General features: G+C 42.4%; 11 protein-coding genes. 5 read left to right on the top strand and 6 right to left on the bottom strand.

The features are described 5' to 3' along the window. Positions 1 to 231 precede the first annotated feature (231 nt). Positions 232 to 1590, top strand: coding sequence for an amino-acid N-acetyltransferase (gene argA, locus AC2VOY_RS09385; RefSeq protein WP_491831071.1), 1359 nt, complete (start codon positions 232 to 234; stop codon positions 1588 to 1590). On the opposite strand, the gene recD is transcribed toward argA, so the two are convergent. The 5 genes from recD to AC2VOY_RS09360 form a co-directional block, all read right to left on the bottom strand. Next, complete coding sequence (recD, locus tag AC2VOY_RS09380) at positions 1587 to 3908, bottom strand: exodeoxyribonuclease V subunit alpha (RefSeq protein WP_491831070.1); 2322 nt, start codon at positions 3906 to 3908, stop codon at positions 1587 to 1589. The genes argA and recD overlap by 4 nt on opposite strands. A gap of 2 nt (positions 3909 to 3910) precedes the next feature. Next, entirely contained in the window at positions 3911 to 7582 is a 3672-nt protein-coding gene (gene recB, locus AC2VOY_RS09375; protein WP_491831069.1) for an exodeoxyribonuclease V subunit beta, read from the bottom strand. Beyond that, positions 7579 to 11178 (bottom strand): exodeoxyribonuclease V subunit gamma, encoded by a 3600-nt coding sequence (gene recC, locus AC2VOY_RS09370; protein ID WP_491831068.1) that lies wholly within the window; start codon positions 11176 to 11178, stop codon positions 7579 to 7581. Before recC ends, recB begins: the two co-directional genes overlap by 4 nt. A gap of 177 nt (positions 11179 to 11355) precedes the next feature. Beyond that, the gene (locus AC2VOY_RS09365; protein ID WP_491831067.1) at positions 11356 to 12411 is read right to left on the bottom strand and encodes a TDT family transporter; all 1056 of its coding nucleotides are present in this window, start codon (positions 12409 to 12411) and stop codon (positions 11356 to 11358) included. Between the two features lie 210 nt (positions 12412 to 12621). Beyond that, complete coding sequence (locus tag AC2VOY_RS09360) at positions 12622 to 13596, bottom strand: TDT family transporter (RefSeq protein ID WP_491833065.1); 975 nt, start codon at positions 13594 to 13596, stop codon at positions 12622 to 12624. 140 nt (positions 13597 to 13736) lie between these two features. On the opposite strand from AC2VOY_RS09360, the gene AC2VOY_RS09355 reads away from it, so the two are divergent. From AC2VOY_RS09355 to pncB, 4 genes are all read left to right on the top strand, one after another. Beyond that, positions 13737 to 14642 carry a LysR family transcriptional regulator gene (locus AC2VOY_RS09355; protein WP_491831066.1) on the top strand — a complete coding sequence of 302 codons (906 nt, stop codon included), beginning with the start codon at positions 13737 to 13739 and terminating at the stop codon, positions 14640 to 14642. A gap of 121 nt (positions 14643 to 14763) precedes the next feature. Beyond that, positions 14764 to 15084 (top strand): YebG family protein, encoded by a 321-nt coding sequence (locus AC2VOY_RS09350; RefSeq protein WP_491831065.1) that lies wholly within the window; start codon positions 14764 to 14766, stop codon positions 15082 to 15084. A gap of 71 nt (positions 15085 to 15155) precedes the next feature. Beyond that, the gene (gene dapD / locus AC2VOY_RS09345) at positions 15156 to 16187 is read left to right on the top strand and encodes a 2,3,4,5-tetrahydropyridine-2,6-dicarboxylate N-succinyltransferase (protein ID WP_491831064.1); all 1032 of its coding nucleotides are present in this window, start codon (positions 15156 to 15158) and stop codon (positions 16185 to 16187) included. A 149-nt stretch (positions 16188 to 16336) separates the two neighbouring features. After that, positions 16337 to 17542, top strand: a complete 1206-nt coding sequence (gene pncB, locus AC2VOY_RS09340; RefSeq protein WP_491831063.1) for a nicotinate phosphoribosyltransferase — start codon at positions 16337 to 16339, stop codon at positions 17540 to 17542. An 81-nt stretch (positions 17543 to 17623) separates the two neighbouring features. Here the strand turns inward: pncB and AC2VOY_RS09335 are convergent, their stop codons facing one another. Next, the gene (locus tag AC2VOY_RS09335; RefSeq protein ID WP_491831062.1) at positions 17624 to 18604 is read right to left on the bottom strand and encodes a 2-hydroxyacid dehydrogenase; all 981 of its coding nucleotides are present in this window, start codon (positions 18602 to 18604) and stop codon (positions 17624 to 17626) included. Positions 18605 to 18737 lie beyond the last annotated feature (133 nt).

The following is an 18737-nucleotide window of genomic DNA, read 5'->3' as shown; positions in this document are numbered from 1 at the left end:
ATTTATCACAAAAAGATTCCATTTAAAAAGTCTTGCATCCAAAGGTTCAAGATAGAGTTTAGCGTTGTACTATTTAAGCATAATTTGAAGTCGGTCGCATCATCTTTCATTAACAAAATGTTAAACATAAAGCCTTATGATTATCTGCAATAAATAAAAATAAATATTGCTATAAATTGAATTTTTAGTCATTATTTATACATTATTATTTATTCACAGGGAGTATTTCGCATGCCGTTTCGTAGTACTGCATTAGTCAAAGGATTTCGTCAATCTACCCCTTATGTCAATGCACACCGTAATAAAATCATGGTGATTAGCCTAACGGGCGAAGCGCTGCTGCATTCAAATAAGAAAAACATAATTAACGATATTGCGCTTTTGCACAGCCTTGGCGTAAAAGTGGTGCTTGTGTATGGCGCGCGCCCTCAAATTAACCAAAATCTAACTCAACACAAAAAAGAAAGCATTTATTATCAAGGTGTTCGTGTTACAGATGAAGAAAGCTTAAAAATTGCAATGCAAGCAGCGGGCCAGCTTCAACTGGCGATTACCGCACGTCTTTCCATGAGCTTAAACAATACCCCAATGGCAGGCGCACATTTAAGCGTTGTTAGTGGCAACTTTATTACCGCGCAGCCTCTTGGCGTTGAAGATGGGGTGGATTATTGCCACAGTGGGAAAGTGCGCCGTGTCGATACCCAAGCTATTTCGCGCATGCTCGATATGGGCTCGATTGTTTTACTCGGCCCAATTGCTAGCTCTGTCACCGGTGAATCCTTTAATTTGATGCATGAAGATGTGGCACTTGAAGTGGCGATTCGTTTAAAAGCTGACAAGCTTATCGGCTTTTGCCCAAATCAAGGTGTATTAGATGAAAATGGTGAAGTGCTTGCCGAGCTCTTTCCTGATTGCATTGATAAAATCATCGCTAAATTTAAAGATGAGCATGGCAACTTTCTCACTCAAATTGAATCTTTGCCTGAAGATCAACGCATCAGCTATCAATTCTTAACCCGCGCACAAAAAGCCTGCCTTTCGGGTGTGCCGCGTTGCCACTTGGTGAGTTATGAGCAAGATGGCGCCTTGATTCAAGAGCTCTTCTCATTAGATGGGATAGGTACTCAAGTTGTCATGGCTTCAAGTGAACAAGTACGAGATGCCAAAATTAATGACATTGGTGGGATTTTAGATCTGATCCGCCCATTAGAAGCCAAGGGTATTTTAGTGCGCCGCTCGCGTGAGCAACTTGAGCAAGAGATTTCAAAATTTACGATTATTGAAAAAGATAACCTAATCATAGGTTGCGCAGCATTATATCCATACCCTGCGGAATCTATGGCAGAAATGGCGTGCATGGCGATTCATCCAGATTATCGAGACGGTAACCGCGGCTTGATGCTACTTAAACACTTGCAAAATAAAGCCAAACAGCAGGAGATCAAAAGCTTATTTGTACTCACGACACACAGTACGCACTGGTTTTTAGAGCAAGGTTTTGAAAATGCGAGTTTAGATAGATTGCCTGCGCAAAAGCAAGGTTTATACAATTACCACAGACAATCTAAAATATTAATATTAAAGGTTTAAGCAAGCTTTTCCGCCAAGCCACTAAAACGAACAGTCTTTATCTTAATCCCTTGATTTAAAATATTTAAATCAGCGAATAAAGATAATTTATCTTTCGCCCTCGTCACACCCGTGTAAATTAGCTCACGGGTTAAAATTGGGCTTAGTTTTGGCGGCATCACAAACAAGGTATGTGAAAATTCACTGCCTTGTGATTTATGTACTGTCATCGCAAAAGCCGTTTCATGCGCTGGCATATTCGTTGGCAAGACAGCTTTGATCCCAAATGGATGTTTGTCACTGGTTTCACATTCAAAGTACACACGTAATTTACCTTGATGATCTTCAAGACACACACCTATATCCCCGTTATATAGCTTTAGACTCGGCTCATTTTGCGACACCATTACTGGGCGACCGTGGTACCAAAGATCGTCTACTTGCCCAAGTAAAGCGCCTTGGCTACGCAAGCGTTTTTCTATATTTTGATTGAGCCCATTGACCCCAAAGTCCCCTTCTCGCAATGCCGCTAACACGCCAACTTGGTTAAAAGCTTCTAGGATCTTCTTAGCTTGAGACCAATCAAAACCATCCTCAAGCTTGGCTTTAAAATCACTCAAGACTTGGCAATAAGGCGTATATTCTTGCGCCATTAAGCTCAGCATTTGTGACCAAGAAAAAACATTAGGCATATCATAATGAATAATATCATCAAAGCCTTGCTGCCAAACTTTGCTCATCATCTGAGTGTCGCCAGCATTAATCGCTTTCGCTAATTGGCCAATTCCTGAACGAGCATCAAAGCGATAACTCTTTTGTAAGACACATAAACTATCGGCGACTTGACTGTGCGCAGACACCTGATTGCCAGTTTCTTTTTGTGCTTGTGTAGCGAGCGCTTGCTTAATAACTTTACTTTGAAAGCCCGTAAGTTTCGCGACTAAGTCCAAATGCGCTTGGCTGTAACCTTGTGCATAGGCGTCACAAATATCACCAAGTACGGCGCCTGCTTCCACCGAGGCGAGCTGATCTTTATCGCCGAGCAAGATCAAACGCGCGTGACTTGGCAAAGCATCAAGAAGCTTGCGCATTAAACTTAAATCCACCATTGAGGCTTCATCCAAGACAAGTACATCTAAATGCAATGGGTTTTGCCCATTAAAATAGCAGGCAACCGTATCAGGACGCATACCGAGTAATTTGTGCAAGGTCGAAGCGCTCGTAGTGATTCCTTGTTTGATTTCAGGAGCAATCGGCAAGGCATCAATGGCATGAGTTATCGACTCACTTAAACGCGCAGCCGCTTTACCTGTTGGCGCGCAAAGCTTGATATTAACTTGTGCACCTTGCTTTAAATCTTTAAATAAATCGCCTAAATCTTGCTTGGCTCTATGTTGGGCTTCACTGACTAAAGCGGCAAGTAATTTACTTACCGTGGTTGTTTTACCTGTGCCCGGTCCACCTGAAATGACAGCAAACCGACGACTAAGGGCTACTGCCGCTGCAACTTTTTGCCAATTTAAACACGCAACATCCGGCACAAGTTCATCCAACACTTTCAAGTCTTTAACGCTTTGCGCTTGGCTCACACACTCGTGAATAGCTTGCCAATCTAAAGATTCTGGCGCTTTCACATCAAGCATGTCACAGACTAAATCCTGTACTTCTTGCTCGGTGAAAGCTTCATTATCTAATGCTTTCAAAAGCTTCTCTTTACGCGCGAGCAAAAAGCCATATTGCCGCGCAAACAAGTCATCTAAAATTTGTTGATGATGCTGCAATGTTGCTTGCGGTATGTTCAACGGCTCGGCTAAACGCTTTATTTGTTGAGTCACTTGCTCTTCATTATCCCAATAACGCATCATGTAGAGCTTATTGTTTTGATAACAAAAAGGCTTTGCTGCAAACATGCCTTGCGCGATTAAAGGATGTGAGCATGCGAGTTGCTGCCAATCAATCCCTTTAATTTGCGCCAGTATTTGCTTGTGAATCTCAAGAATAGAGAAACGCTTAGTATTAACTTTGACTTCTAGCTGCGACGCAAGATTTACGGTTAATGCATTGGAATATAAAGCTTTATCTATACTCTGATCCACAGGCAAGCATATATGACCAAGATTGACATATCGGCTAAGTAAGATTGCAAGCACTGCAATCGATAGATCTTGCTTTGGCGCTGTTTGAGCTTGTGAGCTAGATAATTTATAAATAAATAAAGCGAACTCAACATCTAAGGTTTGCAACAAGTTCGCCGACTTTAATCCAGACAACCAAGCACTAAAGGTTTCAAATTCAGATGCTGGCAGAGATGAATCAATTGGATTTAAGACTTCAGACATCTTTAAGCTCCTGTATTTGAAATAAGTTGATCAAAACTATCGATCAAGGCTGGTTCTGGTTTATTAAAGAAAATTCCCGTACCCGATGCTTTGCTCATGCCGCGTAAGAAAATGTAATACACCCCACCAAAGTGGGTTTGATAATCATAATCTGGAATACGCGTGCGCAAAAAACGATGTAAAGCAAGGCTATAGATTTGATATTGGATGTCATATCTATGCCCTAACATGGCTTCGGCTAACGCTTCACCTTGATACAATTCAGGACTATCGCCTAAATAATTTGATTTCCAATCCAGCACATAATAACGCCCCTCATGCTCGAAAACTAAATCAATAAACCCCTTTAGCATACCGCGCACAGTATGAAAATCTATCTCACTCGCTTTGGCTGATAATGGATCATAGGTTTTGATCAGATCATTAAATGGCTTGGCTTGCATCGCTTCAATCGGCAGTAAAAACTCCATCTCAACCAAGCAAGATTGCGAAGATTTCCCCGCAAGTTGCATGCCTTGTGGGGTCAACTTGGCATGCAAAACATTATCAATCAGTGTCATCAAAGTATCGAGCCAAATTTCATCATAATGAGCCAAGCGCAACTGCTCTAACACTATGCTGCGATTCTCTTCTGAATTTGGCTGCTCAAAGTCGATTTCTTCAAACAAGGTATGCAGGAAAGTCCCCGCTTGCGCGCCACGTGGGAAGTCAAAAATACTCAGCCCTGTTTGCTCTTTTGCTATATCATTGATCTCATTCAGCCCATTGGCTTCATCAAGCACATCAGCCTGAAGCGTCGCCACTTGCGCATCTTCACGGCTATCTAAATCAAAGGATGAGGACTTATCAACCAAACTATCGACGAGATCCAATAGCTTATGACTGGTTTGATCTTCACCTGATTTTAATTGCGCTTGCTTTAAGATCCCAGAGTAGCTTGTCATGCGCCAATTACGCTCAATCGGTCTGAGTATTTGTCTGGCTTCAAGCCGTTGTGTCTGCGCCGCTTTTGCCTGATAAGGCGTGTCGTATTCGGGTAAACTTGGCGCATAATTTATATGTGTTTGACCTAAATCTGTAATAAGCTTAGCTAAACAATCACTTAATTCATCTGCGCTCATTTCTTGATGGTTTTGTAAAATAGCGCCAAGAGCAGACAGGTGCAGGGCTGAAACTTTGGCACTGCTCGAAGCCTTTTTCAAAACTGGCGCAATACCTAAATAGCAAGCATAAACACCACGCGTTAACGCTACATATAACAGACGTAAATCTTCCGCTAAACGCTCTTTTTCAGCCAACTCTTTTGCTGTCTCTGATTTATTTAACGAAACGAGCTTTTGCTCACGCGTTTCATCGTAATAGCTGGTGCCATCCGCCTCTCTAAAGCCACAAATAAACGGCAGCATCACCATTTTATACTCTAAGCCTTTGGATTTATGAATCGTGACAATTTGTACTAAATCACGTTCAGATTCAAGACGTTGAATTTGCTCCGCAGCTTCTCCTGAAGCATCATTCAATTGGTTGCTATACCAACGAATAAGTGATTGCTCACTTTCTAGCTCAACACTTGCTTCTTGAAGGATTTCAGCAAGGTGGAGTAAGTCTGTGATCACTCGCTCACCTTGAACAGTAGACAGCCAAATGTTCGCTAACTCACGCTTGGCAATCACTTGTCTTAACATCGGCAACACGCCACGCTTGCGCCATGTGTTTTGATAATCTCGAAATTCAGCCAGTAGTGCTTCCCAAGCCTCTTCATCTTGATTGAGCCCATCAATTTGCTGCATACTTAAAGCAAATAATTCACAGCCCAGAACCGCATGCATATAACGGCTATTTTCAACTTCACTTACCGCATATAAAATGCGCAGCACATCTTGCGCAACCGTACTTGAAAAGACAGAGTCGCGATTGGATAAATAAACACTCGCAATGCCACGCGCGCTGAGTTTTTCTTTCATCAAACTCGCTTCGCGCCCAGTACGCACCAAGATGGCAATATCACTCGGCAAGACGGGTTGGGTGCGGGATTTTTTATTAATAAACCCAGCCAAACCTTGATCCGAAGTGGTTAAGATATGCTGCACTTGACTCGCGCAGAGCTCGCTCATTGTCTCACGATATTGCGCCATATTAATGTATTCGAGCGGATCTTCAGGCTGCCAAATTTGAATCGCAGCTTGCGTTTGGGATTTTATTTGCCAACTCATAAGATCAGCATTTGGACTGGAAGAAACCGGCAAAAACTCAATATCTTGGTTATAAATAAATGGGTTATCACAAGACTTAAAAATGCCATTTACGGCTTGGATCATCTTGTCACTCGAACGCCAGTTGGTATCCAGTGTGTAGTGATCCAAAACTTCATTACGCGCTTTAATATAAGTGAAAATATCAGCGCCACGAAACGCATAAATCGCCTGCTTAGGATCGCCAATCATCAACCACGCTGACTCTGGGCGATCAAGGTATATTTGGCGGAAAATATGATATTGCGCTGGATCTGTATCTTGGAATTCATCGATCATCGCAATCGGATATTGCTGCGCGATCTTTTGCGCAAAAGCGCCCGTTTGATCGCTTATCAAAGCTTGATCCAATGAAGAGAGCAAATCATTAAATGACAGTTTTTGCGCCTGCTTTTTATCTTGGCGTAAAGCGTTGCGACAGGCTTCAATCGCACGTAGCTTAAGCTCGCTTTTAAAGTCCGGCTGCTTAGCTAGCATTTCCTCAATTAATTCAAATACTTTATGGGTTGGCGGCGAGCCTTTTTTCGTTTTATTGACTAGCATGGATTGCGAGAAACGCTCAACCTTAGCGGCATCAAACTCATAATCTGCCGACTCACACCAAGCCTCCATGTAGGACAACCAGCCGGGTAAAAATCGCTTGGAGTAACTGCGCTTATCCACCCCAGATTTGTCAATTAAGTTAGGAATATTGGCACTTTCTGCATGCCATAAAGTTTTTATTTCGTCAATTCGCGCGACATGCGATTGATATGAACTGGCTAAATCAAAGTCTGGATCTGCAACTTGCTCAAACACAAGACTTTCTTGATCTAAATACCCCGCAACGTCCTTATATAAACTATATGGCGATGCCCAAATCGATTGCACCAGCTCAGTGAGCGCGATAGGCAAAGGGTAAAAGCTTTTACGCCAGTAATCACACACCACTTGCCATTTTAGATCGCTTAGATCTGGCACTAATTCTTGCTCAAATTCTGCATTAGATTCAAAAGCATGCAAAGACAGCATACGCTGACAAAAGCCATGAATGGTATAAATTGCCGCTTCGTCCATTTGACGCTCGGCATTAAGTAAAATACTCGAGGCAAGCTTATGATCTTGTGTTTGTTGCAATAATTCACTCAGCACAGGATCATCACTTTGACCACGCGCAAAGGCAAGGCGCGCTTCATGAATACGTGCGCGAATACGCCCTTTCAGCTCTGCGGTTGCCGCATCGGTGAAGGTCACAACTAAAATTTGCTCAACCGTTAAAGGCGCTTGATGACGATACTCAGCCTTGCCATGTCCAAGTAATGCGCGTAAATACAGCGTCGCTATCGTAAAGGTTTTACCGGTTCCCGCAGAAGCTTCAATAAGGCGCGCGCCATGCAAAGGAAATTCAAAACTATTCAAGGTTTTACTTTGATTTGAAGTCATTTATCACTCTCCGTTAATTGCATTGCAAGGTATAAAGCTTGGCTGATTTCAAGGCTATTTTTAAATAAACTCTCGGCAAGATCTTCTGACCAATCCGGCCATAAACGTGAAACATAAGGATCGCTAGACTCACCAAGGCCATGATATTCGCCACCTTCAAAGGCTTTTTGCATCGCTTGAAGCGCTTTATCTTGGTCGATGTTTTCGCTTGCCCAGTTTGCGCCATCATAGCCTTCGCTCATCGCTGCTTGAACTGTTTTCGGTAAAAAGCACAGTGGTGTATCCATACCTTGATAATAAGCTTTGATTAACTTCGCAAGCTCAACCTGCGCATCCAGCTTATCTAATGGAGTAATCTTATAATCAATCACTTGGCCTTTTTGCAAACCAAACACCAAAGTAGGTAACTTATGACCCTGCGCATTCATCGCTAAATGCTCAATCCAAACTTGGATCAAATAATGCAAACCTAAGCCACCTGCGCGATAACGCACTAAGCCTGATTCGTAAATGCCACCAAGCCAACCCGTGAGGTTTAGATTCAGATCAAATTCTGAAAACTCAAATCCAAGGTCAATCTCTAGCGGCGCACGTTTAACTTTGGTGTGCGCTAACACCGCCTCTAATAAAATGACAACCCGCTGCTCGACTTGCCTAACTGCCAAATCAAGAAAATGTCCACACGGCAACTGCCCCGCTGCGCTCAAATTGCTCATCACTTGATTGAGTTGCAATTGCCAGTTAATCACGCCTTGGTCTTGATTGACTTGGCTTAAAGCTTGAACTTGCTTCATCACCTGATCGCAAATCATATATAAATCTAAGTTAGATAAAGCAAATGGCTCATCATCTTCGACTTGCTCAAACACAAGATCTAAATTTGTTTTTAAGCGTGATTGGAAGAAATACTTCACAGGTAGGCGGTAAAAACGCATTAATTCTTTAAGATCAAGCTGTAGTTGGTTGCCAAATTCAAATTTTTGAACTTGATAATATGCCTCTATCGGCTGAACAAATTCAGTCACTTGCTTATATTCACCTTTTGCAAGGCTCAGCCATTCACGGGCAAAGCTTTGGCAATTTGGATTATTTGGATCAAAGTTTTTCGGACTAAAGACGATCGCAGAATGCTCAGTGATTAAATGCTCCAGCAAAGCGTCTCCTGAGTCATCCACCGCAAGCTTCAAATCTTTTTCAAGACAATAGTTTTGGTGGCAATAATCAAGCAGTTCACTGACTAAAACAGATGGCTCTCGTTCTTGATTATCAACAATAGAACGTCCAATATAACTGATATATAAATACTTTTCGGCAGACAATAAGGCTTCTAAAAATAGGTACCTATCGTCATCACGACGGCTACGATCACCCATTTTTTGATGATAATGAACCAAGTCAAAGCTGTTTGGGAGCACCTGTCTTGGCACTGCGCCATCATTCATGCCGAGCAAACAAACCGCTTTAAATGGAATCGCACGCATTGGCATAAGTGTGCAGAAATTCACTTGCCCAGCTAAGAAGCGCTGACTCACCCTTGTTTGATTAAATTTATCATCTAAGTATTTGATAAGAATTGCCAATGAAACTTCTGTATCTAAATTTGCTTCTTTTCTTTGGCTGACAAGTTCAGCCAAGCTTTGCCGGATCAACCCCATCGCATACTCATCTTCAAGCTCTGGGCTAAAGTAATCATCCAATAAGTTTAAGAGTACATTTTGCCACGAATGAGCACTTTGAGCGTGCGCCATCTGAGCTAAATATTCTTGGGTAATGCGCACAAAATAAGCGAGCTTACCGGCCAGCGCCGCATCAAGACCTTGGACTTCATCAAAGCTTGCAATCACATGTTCACCCGCATCGAAGATCCCCGCAGCATGAGGCATCGCATAGCCCATCAGCATCCGCTCGATTCCAAAGAGCCAAGTGTTTTGATATTGAGATGGCAAATCAAAATGGCTTGCTGTGTCTTGATCTAAGCCCCAGCGCACGCCAACTTGTTCAAGCCAAGCCATCGCACGATGAAATTCATTTTCGCTAAGCTCAAAACGACGCATCACCGCTGGCACTTCTAATAAAGCAATCAGCTCTGAAGCATTAAATCGTGACTGCGGAAAACCAAGTAAATTTAAGAAAGCTTGCAGGATAGGACTTTCATGGCTGCTGCTTTGATCGGAGAGCGAATATGGGATATATCTGTCATTTTGTGCATTCCCAAACACAGCCGAAATCGCGTAACTATAAGCATTGATATCAGAAACCATGACGATCACATCACGTGGTTTAAGCTCAGGATCTTGCTCAAATAAAGATAACAGCTTATCGTGCAAAACTTCGACTTCACGCATTGGGCTATGACATAAATGCACTTGAAGTGAATCATCATTTTCTGGCAGCGCAACCTTGTGCTCACTCGTCAATAACTTGGTGTCATCTTGATGCTCTTGCAACTCTAAAATATCTTGCTGCAATTGACTCAATAACGAGCCTGCATCCACATCCACGAAAGCATCTACTTCATTGGCTTCAATTTGGGAGAGCTGCGCAATCATCTCGCGCCCTTGCTTACCAAAAGAGGCAAGTAGGTTATTGCCGACATCTGCACGAATATCTTGCTCTGACGAAGTGTCCAGTAAAGCCTGATTAATCTCAGAGATTTGATTGGCATTAAATAAAGAGAGATCTTCTTCTGAGCTAGAAAACTGATGTCTAAATTCAGTTAATGCCGCTTCTTGATCAGAAAATAAGCTCACTGCGCGTTGGCGTTTTTTACTTTCTAATTTAGCTAGATAAGCGCGATCGCGAATATTGCCCCAGTAATAACGGCAAGGGTTATGATGCATCAAATGCACATCGATGTGCTCGGACAAAGCTTGCAGCGCATCGAGATACCTTGGCGGCAGGCTTGAGATCCCAAAAACAAATAAGCGCTTTGGCAATTGCGGCAAACTTCCGGCAGGAGCGCTTTGCAGTTTTTCAATAAAAGCTTGGTATAAATTCGCACGATGATATTTAGACAGATTAGCATCTAAGGTATCTTGATAAAGCGCATGCCAAAGTTTGGCTTGCCAGTTTGCACTTTGGAGCCAACTCGGTTCATCTTGCTCATCGGTTAAACTTGGCGCAAGTTCGGGGACTTGTTGCTGATGCTCCCACGCATCAATCCAGTCTGGGCGATAAACTAAATAGCCATCAAAGGTATCGGCAATTTTATCGGCAAGAAGATACAGACGCTTCTCATCCACATCTTCTTCAAGATAGTCTTTTAAAGCTGAAAAATCAGGATCATCAAAATGTTGTGGCAAGATTTTCATCAAGCGCCAGGTCATCGCTTCTTTGCTAAATGCGCTACGTTTTGGCACATCCGGCAATACTCGAGCAAATAGATCCCAGATAAAACTAGAAGGCGGGACAAAGTTAAAGTTGGCGGCAATGCCTTGCGATTTAGCAACTTCCATTTTAAGCCATTGCGACATCCCCGCACTTTGCACCAGCACATCTTCCGCTTGCAAAGGATTGCTTTGAGCACCTTCTGAGCTGAGGTACACAAATAAAGACTTTAAAACATCTACTTGATTTGAATGGTATAAATGAAACACGCGCTATCCCCTGCCGAATTGATGATAGATATCCTGACAAACTGTTTGCAGATATTTATCATACTCGGATTTATTAGGGGTGTATATACGTACAGTTAAGCAGGATTTGATCTATACATCTTTTTCATCATTTATTCGTGAGATATAGATAAGTTTCGAGGCAAAATAATTCTAATTTTAACGAACAAGCGCCTTGGTTTTTAATAACAAATATTGGGTATACTTATAACTCACATAACACACAATTAAAAAGGCAATGGCGAGCTCAAATTTGGCATAAGTTTGAATCGCATTTACATACGAATCTTGCATGCCCAAACTTTTTATCCAATGAGAGAGCTTAAATAAGGCCGTTGCACTTATCACCAAAGGGAAAGTAAAGGCGGAAAAGCCAGGCGTAAAAGGTAAGCGTAACAATTTGATAAACGAGGTATAAACGCTAACTGTCATCAAGCTCGCAATTCCAAATAACAAACTCACAATCAGCGGCGATGGGTGCGGGCTAATTGTCAAATAACCGGCCAAAGCAAGACTGCCCGGAGCGGCTAAAACAGCAACACTTGGCATTGCAACAGGGGTTAGGTGCGCGCCCCAAATCAAACGATACATGATCCAAGGCAGTAAAATAGCGTAGCAAGCAAGCCCCCACCAAAGCAGCGCCGTGGCCAAACGCAAATAAATATCCATATCTGTTTCAAAGCCTTGCTGCAAAGCTTCAAGTCCGAAATACAATGATTTTGGGTAGGCGACGCAAGCGGTGATCACCCCTACAAAAGGCACAAACCAACTCGGATTGACGCAATCTAATCCAAATACAGGTGCCTGACGGGCGACAAATAAAACCATCAAGAGTAAATGCAGGCCAATAGCAAAGATCCATAAATCAATCCCAAAGTCTGGGTAAAACTGCCCGATACTATTTGCGATAACCATAAGCGCCATACTCGCACCTGGCAAACTTGCCCCAACTACAGGATCGCGCAAGTCTTGCCATATACTTGTTGGGCAAACCAGCACTTTTAAAATTAGTAGACATAAAAACAAGCTGCCAAGCGCGGCGCCAAACCATTGGCAATAGCCTGCCCAAGCATCCTGATTGGAAGCCGCAAAAACATTTTCTAGCGCCCAACCTAAACTTGCCACGCCCAATGCTAAGCCGCCAATTGGCGTTGGAATATGTTGCACCCATTGGCACTTATCGCGCCAGTTTTTGCTTCGCTGCTTAGTCTCCATTTTCATCCTTGAGAGATAGATCTAAATTTTGATTTATAAATATAGGCTTATTATTTCAAGCATCTTTATCTTATCTTGATATTGAAACGCTTTTTGCAATCAATATCACTTTAACTCCTAAACACTTCACTTATCAGTGAAATAAATAAAAAGCGCGGCTATCTTACGACATACCGCGCCCTTCTTTGATTTAAAATGAGAAGCTTTAGATTAAGCTGTAGCGCCTTGAGCAGGAGTATGCGTTGGACGGTAGAATAACCAATAACGACAAGCGACATACCCAACCACAAGTGTTGCCACAATCAGCTCTATGATAGCTAAATCATATATAGCAGCCGAATAAGCAGAGAGTAAATCAACCCCTGTCATCCAATGCGCTGTTTTAAATAGCGCTGTAGCGCCAATCACCATAGGGAAAGTAAAAGCCGCGTAACCTGGGCTAAATGGCAATTTTAATAAGCTAAAGAATGACAGATAAATCAAAATCGTCATTAAAATAGCAATGGTTAAAAGCATCATCACAAGCAATACAGATGGCTCATGTGCCACAGTTAAATAACCTGCTAAAGATAAGCTTGCTGGCGCCGCCATAATCGCAAGGGTTGGTTTGGCAGCATCAGGGACTTGATTGCAGAAAATAAAACGATAGATCATCATCGGCAGCATCACAGCATAAACTAAGATCCCAAAGGCAAGCACAAGCTGAGCAATAAAATCTAAATGAGGATTGCCAGAAAATGAGACATCCGCAACGATAATCCCAATTGGTGGCACAAACCAGCTTGGGATCATATGCTGCATCTCAAAAGCCTTGATCCTGTGGGAAATAAAAGTCACTAAAAATGCCATATGTAAAATCACTGCAACAAGCCATAGGCTATCACCAAGCACTGGTAAAGCATGTCCAATTGAGCTTGAAACCACCATGCTCGCCATAGTAAAAGTCGGCACCACACTGCCTACGACAGGGTGCGCCAGATCATCGAGCAGCAATTGGCGATGGCAAATAAATTTAAGTGTAAGGAAAAAAAGCAACACCGCTGCGATAATCGCGCCGATATGCTGCGCATAGCCTTGTAATGGCAGTGCATTTTCCCAACTCCAACCAAGGCTCGCGATTCCCAAAGCCAAACCAGCGATGGGCGTTGGTAGGCCAGCTAAGCTTTTTATATTCACTCGATTCATCATAACCTCACACTGATATTTTCAAACTGAGGTCATTATAGTTTTACATTTTGTCAAATTATATTAAATTATAAAAAACAAGCGTTAAATTTAACTAAACAATATTTACATCTTCCGTTCGGCTTTCTAAGGATTAATTTATGGCGACCAATATCACTCTCAAACAGCTTAAGGTTTTTCTTTCGATCACCCAACACAAGACCTTAACCGCTTCGGCAAAAAAGTTATTCTTAACCAAAGCGGCGGTCAGTTTGTCTTTAGCTGAGCTTGAGCGCCAACTTGGTCATGCCCTATTTGATCGCGTCAATAACCGTTTAATACTTAATCAAGAAGGCAAGCGCCTATTGCCTTTAGCTGATGAGCTTTTACATCGCAGTGAAGATTTAAATCAAATGTTTCAAGATGACAATATCTTACATGGTCAACTTAAAATTGGCGCCAGTGACACCATAGGTAACCAAGTTGCGCCCTTCTTATTGCGAGATTTTCGCCAGCATTTGCAGCACCATGATCAAAGCCTATTTATCTCCAATACCAGTTTAATCAGCCAAAAGCTCATCGACTATGAATTAGACATAGGGTTAATTGAAGGCAAAAACCACTCCGATCAGCTAATTATGCAGCCATGGAACCAAGATGAAATGTGTGTGGTGTGCGCGCCTGAGCACCCTTTGGCGGCAAAGAAAAAAATTAGCCTAAAAGATCTAGAAGGTAGTCAATGGCTACTGCGTGAAGCGGGCTCGGGTACCCGTGAATTCTTTTTAAACACCATAGGCAACCAACTTGAAACTTGGCACGAGACCTTTCAACTCAATACGACAGAAGCGATTTTAAATGCCACTGCCGCAAATTTAGGCCTAGCCTGCTTATCCACCCTTGCCGCCCAATCTGCGCTCAAAGATAAACGCGTGGTAATTTTACCGCTTTCTATCGACATGACGCGACGCTTTTGGTTGTTAGTGCATAAAGAGAAATATCAAAGCCCATTATTAAAAGCTTTCATCGAATTTAGTCAAACTTGGCAACTCGATTTAGCGCGCCATTAGCTATTTGTTGCAAAATCCCTGTTTAGGGTAATGAATTAGAAACCAGTTACCCCTAGACATTTAAAAGTGAGATCTGTATAAAAACTTATTTCAGTTATAAAAATAATACGAGGACAACCTCATGCCTGTAATCGTCAAGTACGTGGTCGAGCGCAACGGAGAAGAAAAGATGACTTTTACTTCAAAAGCAGAAGCAGACGCTTATGATAAGATGTTAGATATGGCGGATGAGCTATTTGGTTTACTAGATAGCAGCGATTTGCTTAGCGACGATCAGCAAAAAGAAGACTTATCCCTCTTTTTAGCCCAACGTAAAGAAGACGTTCTGGTTGCACTCGGTGCCAAACGTAAAGCTGCGCCAAAAGCGGCTAAGAAAAAGCCTTCAGAAGCTGCTCAAGAGGCAGCAACAGAGACTCAAGATAACGCAGCGGACGCTGCATAATTTTTTAATTATTTTCCGACAATGATTGAGCTTTGCTTGAATCACTCGGATGCATATGGAGATCCAACACTATGTCATACTTTGCTCTTGCCTTTGGCACAGCGACCAAAAACAAAGATGGAAAAATTATTGAGGCTTTCTTCCCAAGCCCAGTATTAAACCCAAGTGATGCACTCGTTAACGCTGTCGCTTCACTGGTTGGTTATGAAAAAGGCAACCAAGCAATCGAAGTGACACCTGAGCAAGCGGCTGAACTTGCCACTGGCTTTGCTGCGCATGCAGATGTAAAAAATGCAGATTTTGCTGAAAAAGCAGCCAACTCAAAAGCGCCACTTGTTTTAGTTGTATTAGAATCAGATACTCAACCTGCCTCTGTTGCAGAAGGCTTCTTGAAGCTACAACTGATTTCTCACCGTCTAGTCAAGCCACACGGCATTGTTTTAGATGGTATTTTTGGTTTGCTGCACAACATTGCATGGACAAACAAAGGCGCAATCGACCTACCAGAACTAGCAGAACGTCAGCTTGAAGCACGTCTTAACGGTGAAACTTTAACAGTTGATTGTGTTGATAAATTCCCGAAAATGGTTGATTACATTGTGCCTGAAGGCGTACGTATTGCAGATACGTCTCGCGTTCGTCTTGGCGCACACGTTGGCAAAGGCACAACTGTGATGCACGAAGGCTTTATCAACTTCAACGCTGGTACTGAAGGCGTGAGCATGGTTGAAGGCCGTATCTCTGCTGGCGTCATGGTTGGCGAAGGCTCTGACATCGGCGGCGGCGCATCGATTATGGGAACGCTTTCTGGTGGTGGTAAAGTGGTTATCTCTATCGGTGAAAACAGCCTACTTGGCGCAAACGCAGGTCTTGGTTTCCCTATGGGCGATCGCTGCACCATTGAGTCTGGTTTATATGTTACAGCAGGCACAAAAGTAACCATGCTAGACAGCCAAGGCCAAGCAGTTGAAGTAGTGAAAGCGCGCGACCTTGCTGGTAAACCTGATCTATTGTTCCGTCGCAACTCTGTGACTGGCACAATTGAGTGTTTAACCAATAAGTCAGCTGTTGAGCTTAATAGCGAGCTTCACTCAAACAACTAAGCTTCTTATATTTAGCATTCTAATAGCTTAAACATATCAGGCCCTAGTGACATACCTTTTCTATGCTGCTAGGGTCTTTTTTCTTGCTCGCTTTTACAATGCCATGTATTTTGAGAAAAATATCAGTTCTATTTATCTAAGACAAGATTATGAAAAATCAGCAAGCCTTATCTGTTACACCTATCATTACATCGCTTTTAGATACGGATGCCTATAAGCTTCACATGCAGCAAGCGGTATTTCACTTGTATCCAACAGCGCAAGTGACGGCTGAATTTCATTGCCGCTTAGATGAAGATTTATCCTCTTATGCCAGTGACTTAAAAGCCCAAGTGGCAAAGCTATGTGAGCTAAAATTTCAAGCGGATGAGCTAAAATATTTATCTGATCTGCCATTTTTTCAAGCCGATTATCTTGCCTACTTACAAGATTTTCAGCTTAAGCCGCAAACAATCCAAATATCGACTGAGCAAGGACAACTTAGTATTATCTTAAGTGGCTCTTGGCTTGATGTGATCTTATGGGAAGTGCCTTTACTGGCGATTGTCAGTGAACTAAGAAATGCCCATCGCTACCCAGACTATGGCGTAACGCAAGCGATTGATCGCCTTGAGGAAAAGTTAGAAAAATTGAAGTCTCAAGTGAATCCGAGCGATCTTTCTGAATTCACCTTGGTGGACTTTGGTACCCGTCGCCGCTTTTCAAAAGCCGTGCAAGAGGCTGTGGTTGATAAATTAATTCAAGACTTCCCTGCCTTTCAAGGCACATCAAATTACTATTTAGCATTTAAAAAAGGTTTAACCCCTGTTGGCACCCAAGCCCATGAGTGGTTTCAAGCCCATCAACAATTAAGTTCAAACTTGCAAGACTCGCAACAAATGGCGCTTCAAGCATGGCTCACCGAATACCCAGACAGCCTTGGCATCGCGCTCACAGATTGCATTAATATGGATGCTTTTCTGCGTGATTTTAACCATGAATTTGCAACCCGCTTTACTGGTTTGCGTCATGACAGTGGGGATCCTATAGCTTGGGGTGAGCGTGCGATTGCGCATTATAAAGCGCTTGGCATAGATCCAAAAACCAAGCTGCTTGTTTTCTCTGATGGTTTATCTCTAGAAAAAGCGATTGAAATCTATCAATATTTTAAAGGTAAGATCCCAACTAGCTTTGGCATTGGCACTAAGCTCACCTGTGATCTTGAAGGCGTGGATAGCTTAAACATAGTGCTCAAGCTCACTAGTTGTGAAGGCAAACCTGTGGCCAAAATATCCGATGAGCCGGGCAAAAGCCTTTGTAAAGATGAAGACTATTTGCAGGATCTAAAAGAAGCCTTTCAATTAGAGCAAGCATAAACTCAAAGCATTAAGGCACTCGCTACCGCACTTCTTTAATTTAATGCAGCAAGTGCCTGTTGTATTGCTTGTTTTATCTTCCTATTTGCCATTTAAGATATCTTTATTGGCGCAATTTTTTGAAAAATCTCCCTTTAACGCAGCTCTAATATTCTCTATCGCACACGTAAGCATAGCCTCACGCGTCTGCGTGGTGGCAGATCCTATATGTGGGAACATCACAAGGTTTGGCAAGCTTAATAACTCTGAGCTCGTATCAAGCGGCTCTTGACGGAATACATCTAAGCCTGCTGCGCGGATCTGCTTGGTTTTAAGTGCTTGAATCAAATCCTCTTCAACTACGGCATCGCCTCGCCCGCCGTTAATAAAAATTGCGCTTGGTTTCATTAAGGCAAAGGCTTTGGCATCAAACAAGTCTCTCGTTTGCTCAGTCGATGGCAAAATAGATAAGACAAAATCCGAGTTTTTTAACAGACTCTCAAAATCCATTCGCATTGCGCCAAATGTTTCTTCAGCAAATATATTTTGACTGCGATTATAATAATTTATCTGCATATCAAAACCAAAATGAGCACGTTTCGCTATCGCCTGTGCGATTCGTCCCATGCCTAAGATCCCAAGAGTTTTATGATGCACATTTGTACCATAAAGCTCCTCGCCAATGCTTTGATGCCAATTTCCTGAGGTGATTAAATTGTTCAGTTCTGTGGTGCGCCTGGCCGTACACATTAAAAGTGCAAACATGGTATCGGCTGTTGTGTCTGTTAATACATCTGGCGTATGCATCAGGGCGATTTGACGGCGATTTAAATACGCAAGATCAAAGCTATCAATCCCTGTTGAAATGGTTGAAATGACTTTTAGTTTTTGGGCATTTTTAAGCTCAAATTCACCAAGCTTTACGCTTGAACCAAGTAAGGCATCTGCGTCTTGAATCGCGGTTAAGAACGCCATGCGATTGGTTTGGGTTACTTGTTCAAAATAAGTTACATCAAAACTTTGTTCTAATTCATGCAACTCTTTTTGATCTATATTTCGATAAATGACTAATTTTGCTTTCAAGTGGATATCCTTATTTGTCTAACCTTAAAGGCATTTATTTCATTTTATAAAATTCTAGATATATCTTCGCACACCTGTTTCAAAGATCTCCAGATATTCCAAAATCTCACAAGCTGCCTCACAAAAGTTACAT

It is taken from the genome of Vibrio sp. KMM 9700 (assembly GCF_058545285.1).
This window is presented reverse-complemented; position numbering and strand designations above follow the sequence as displayed.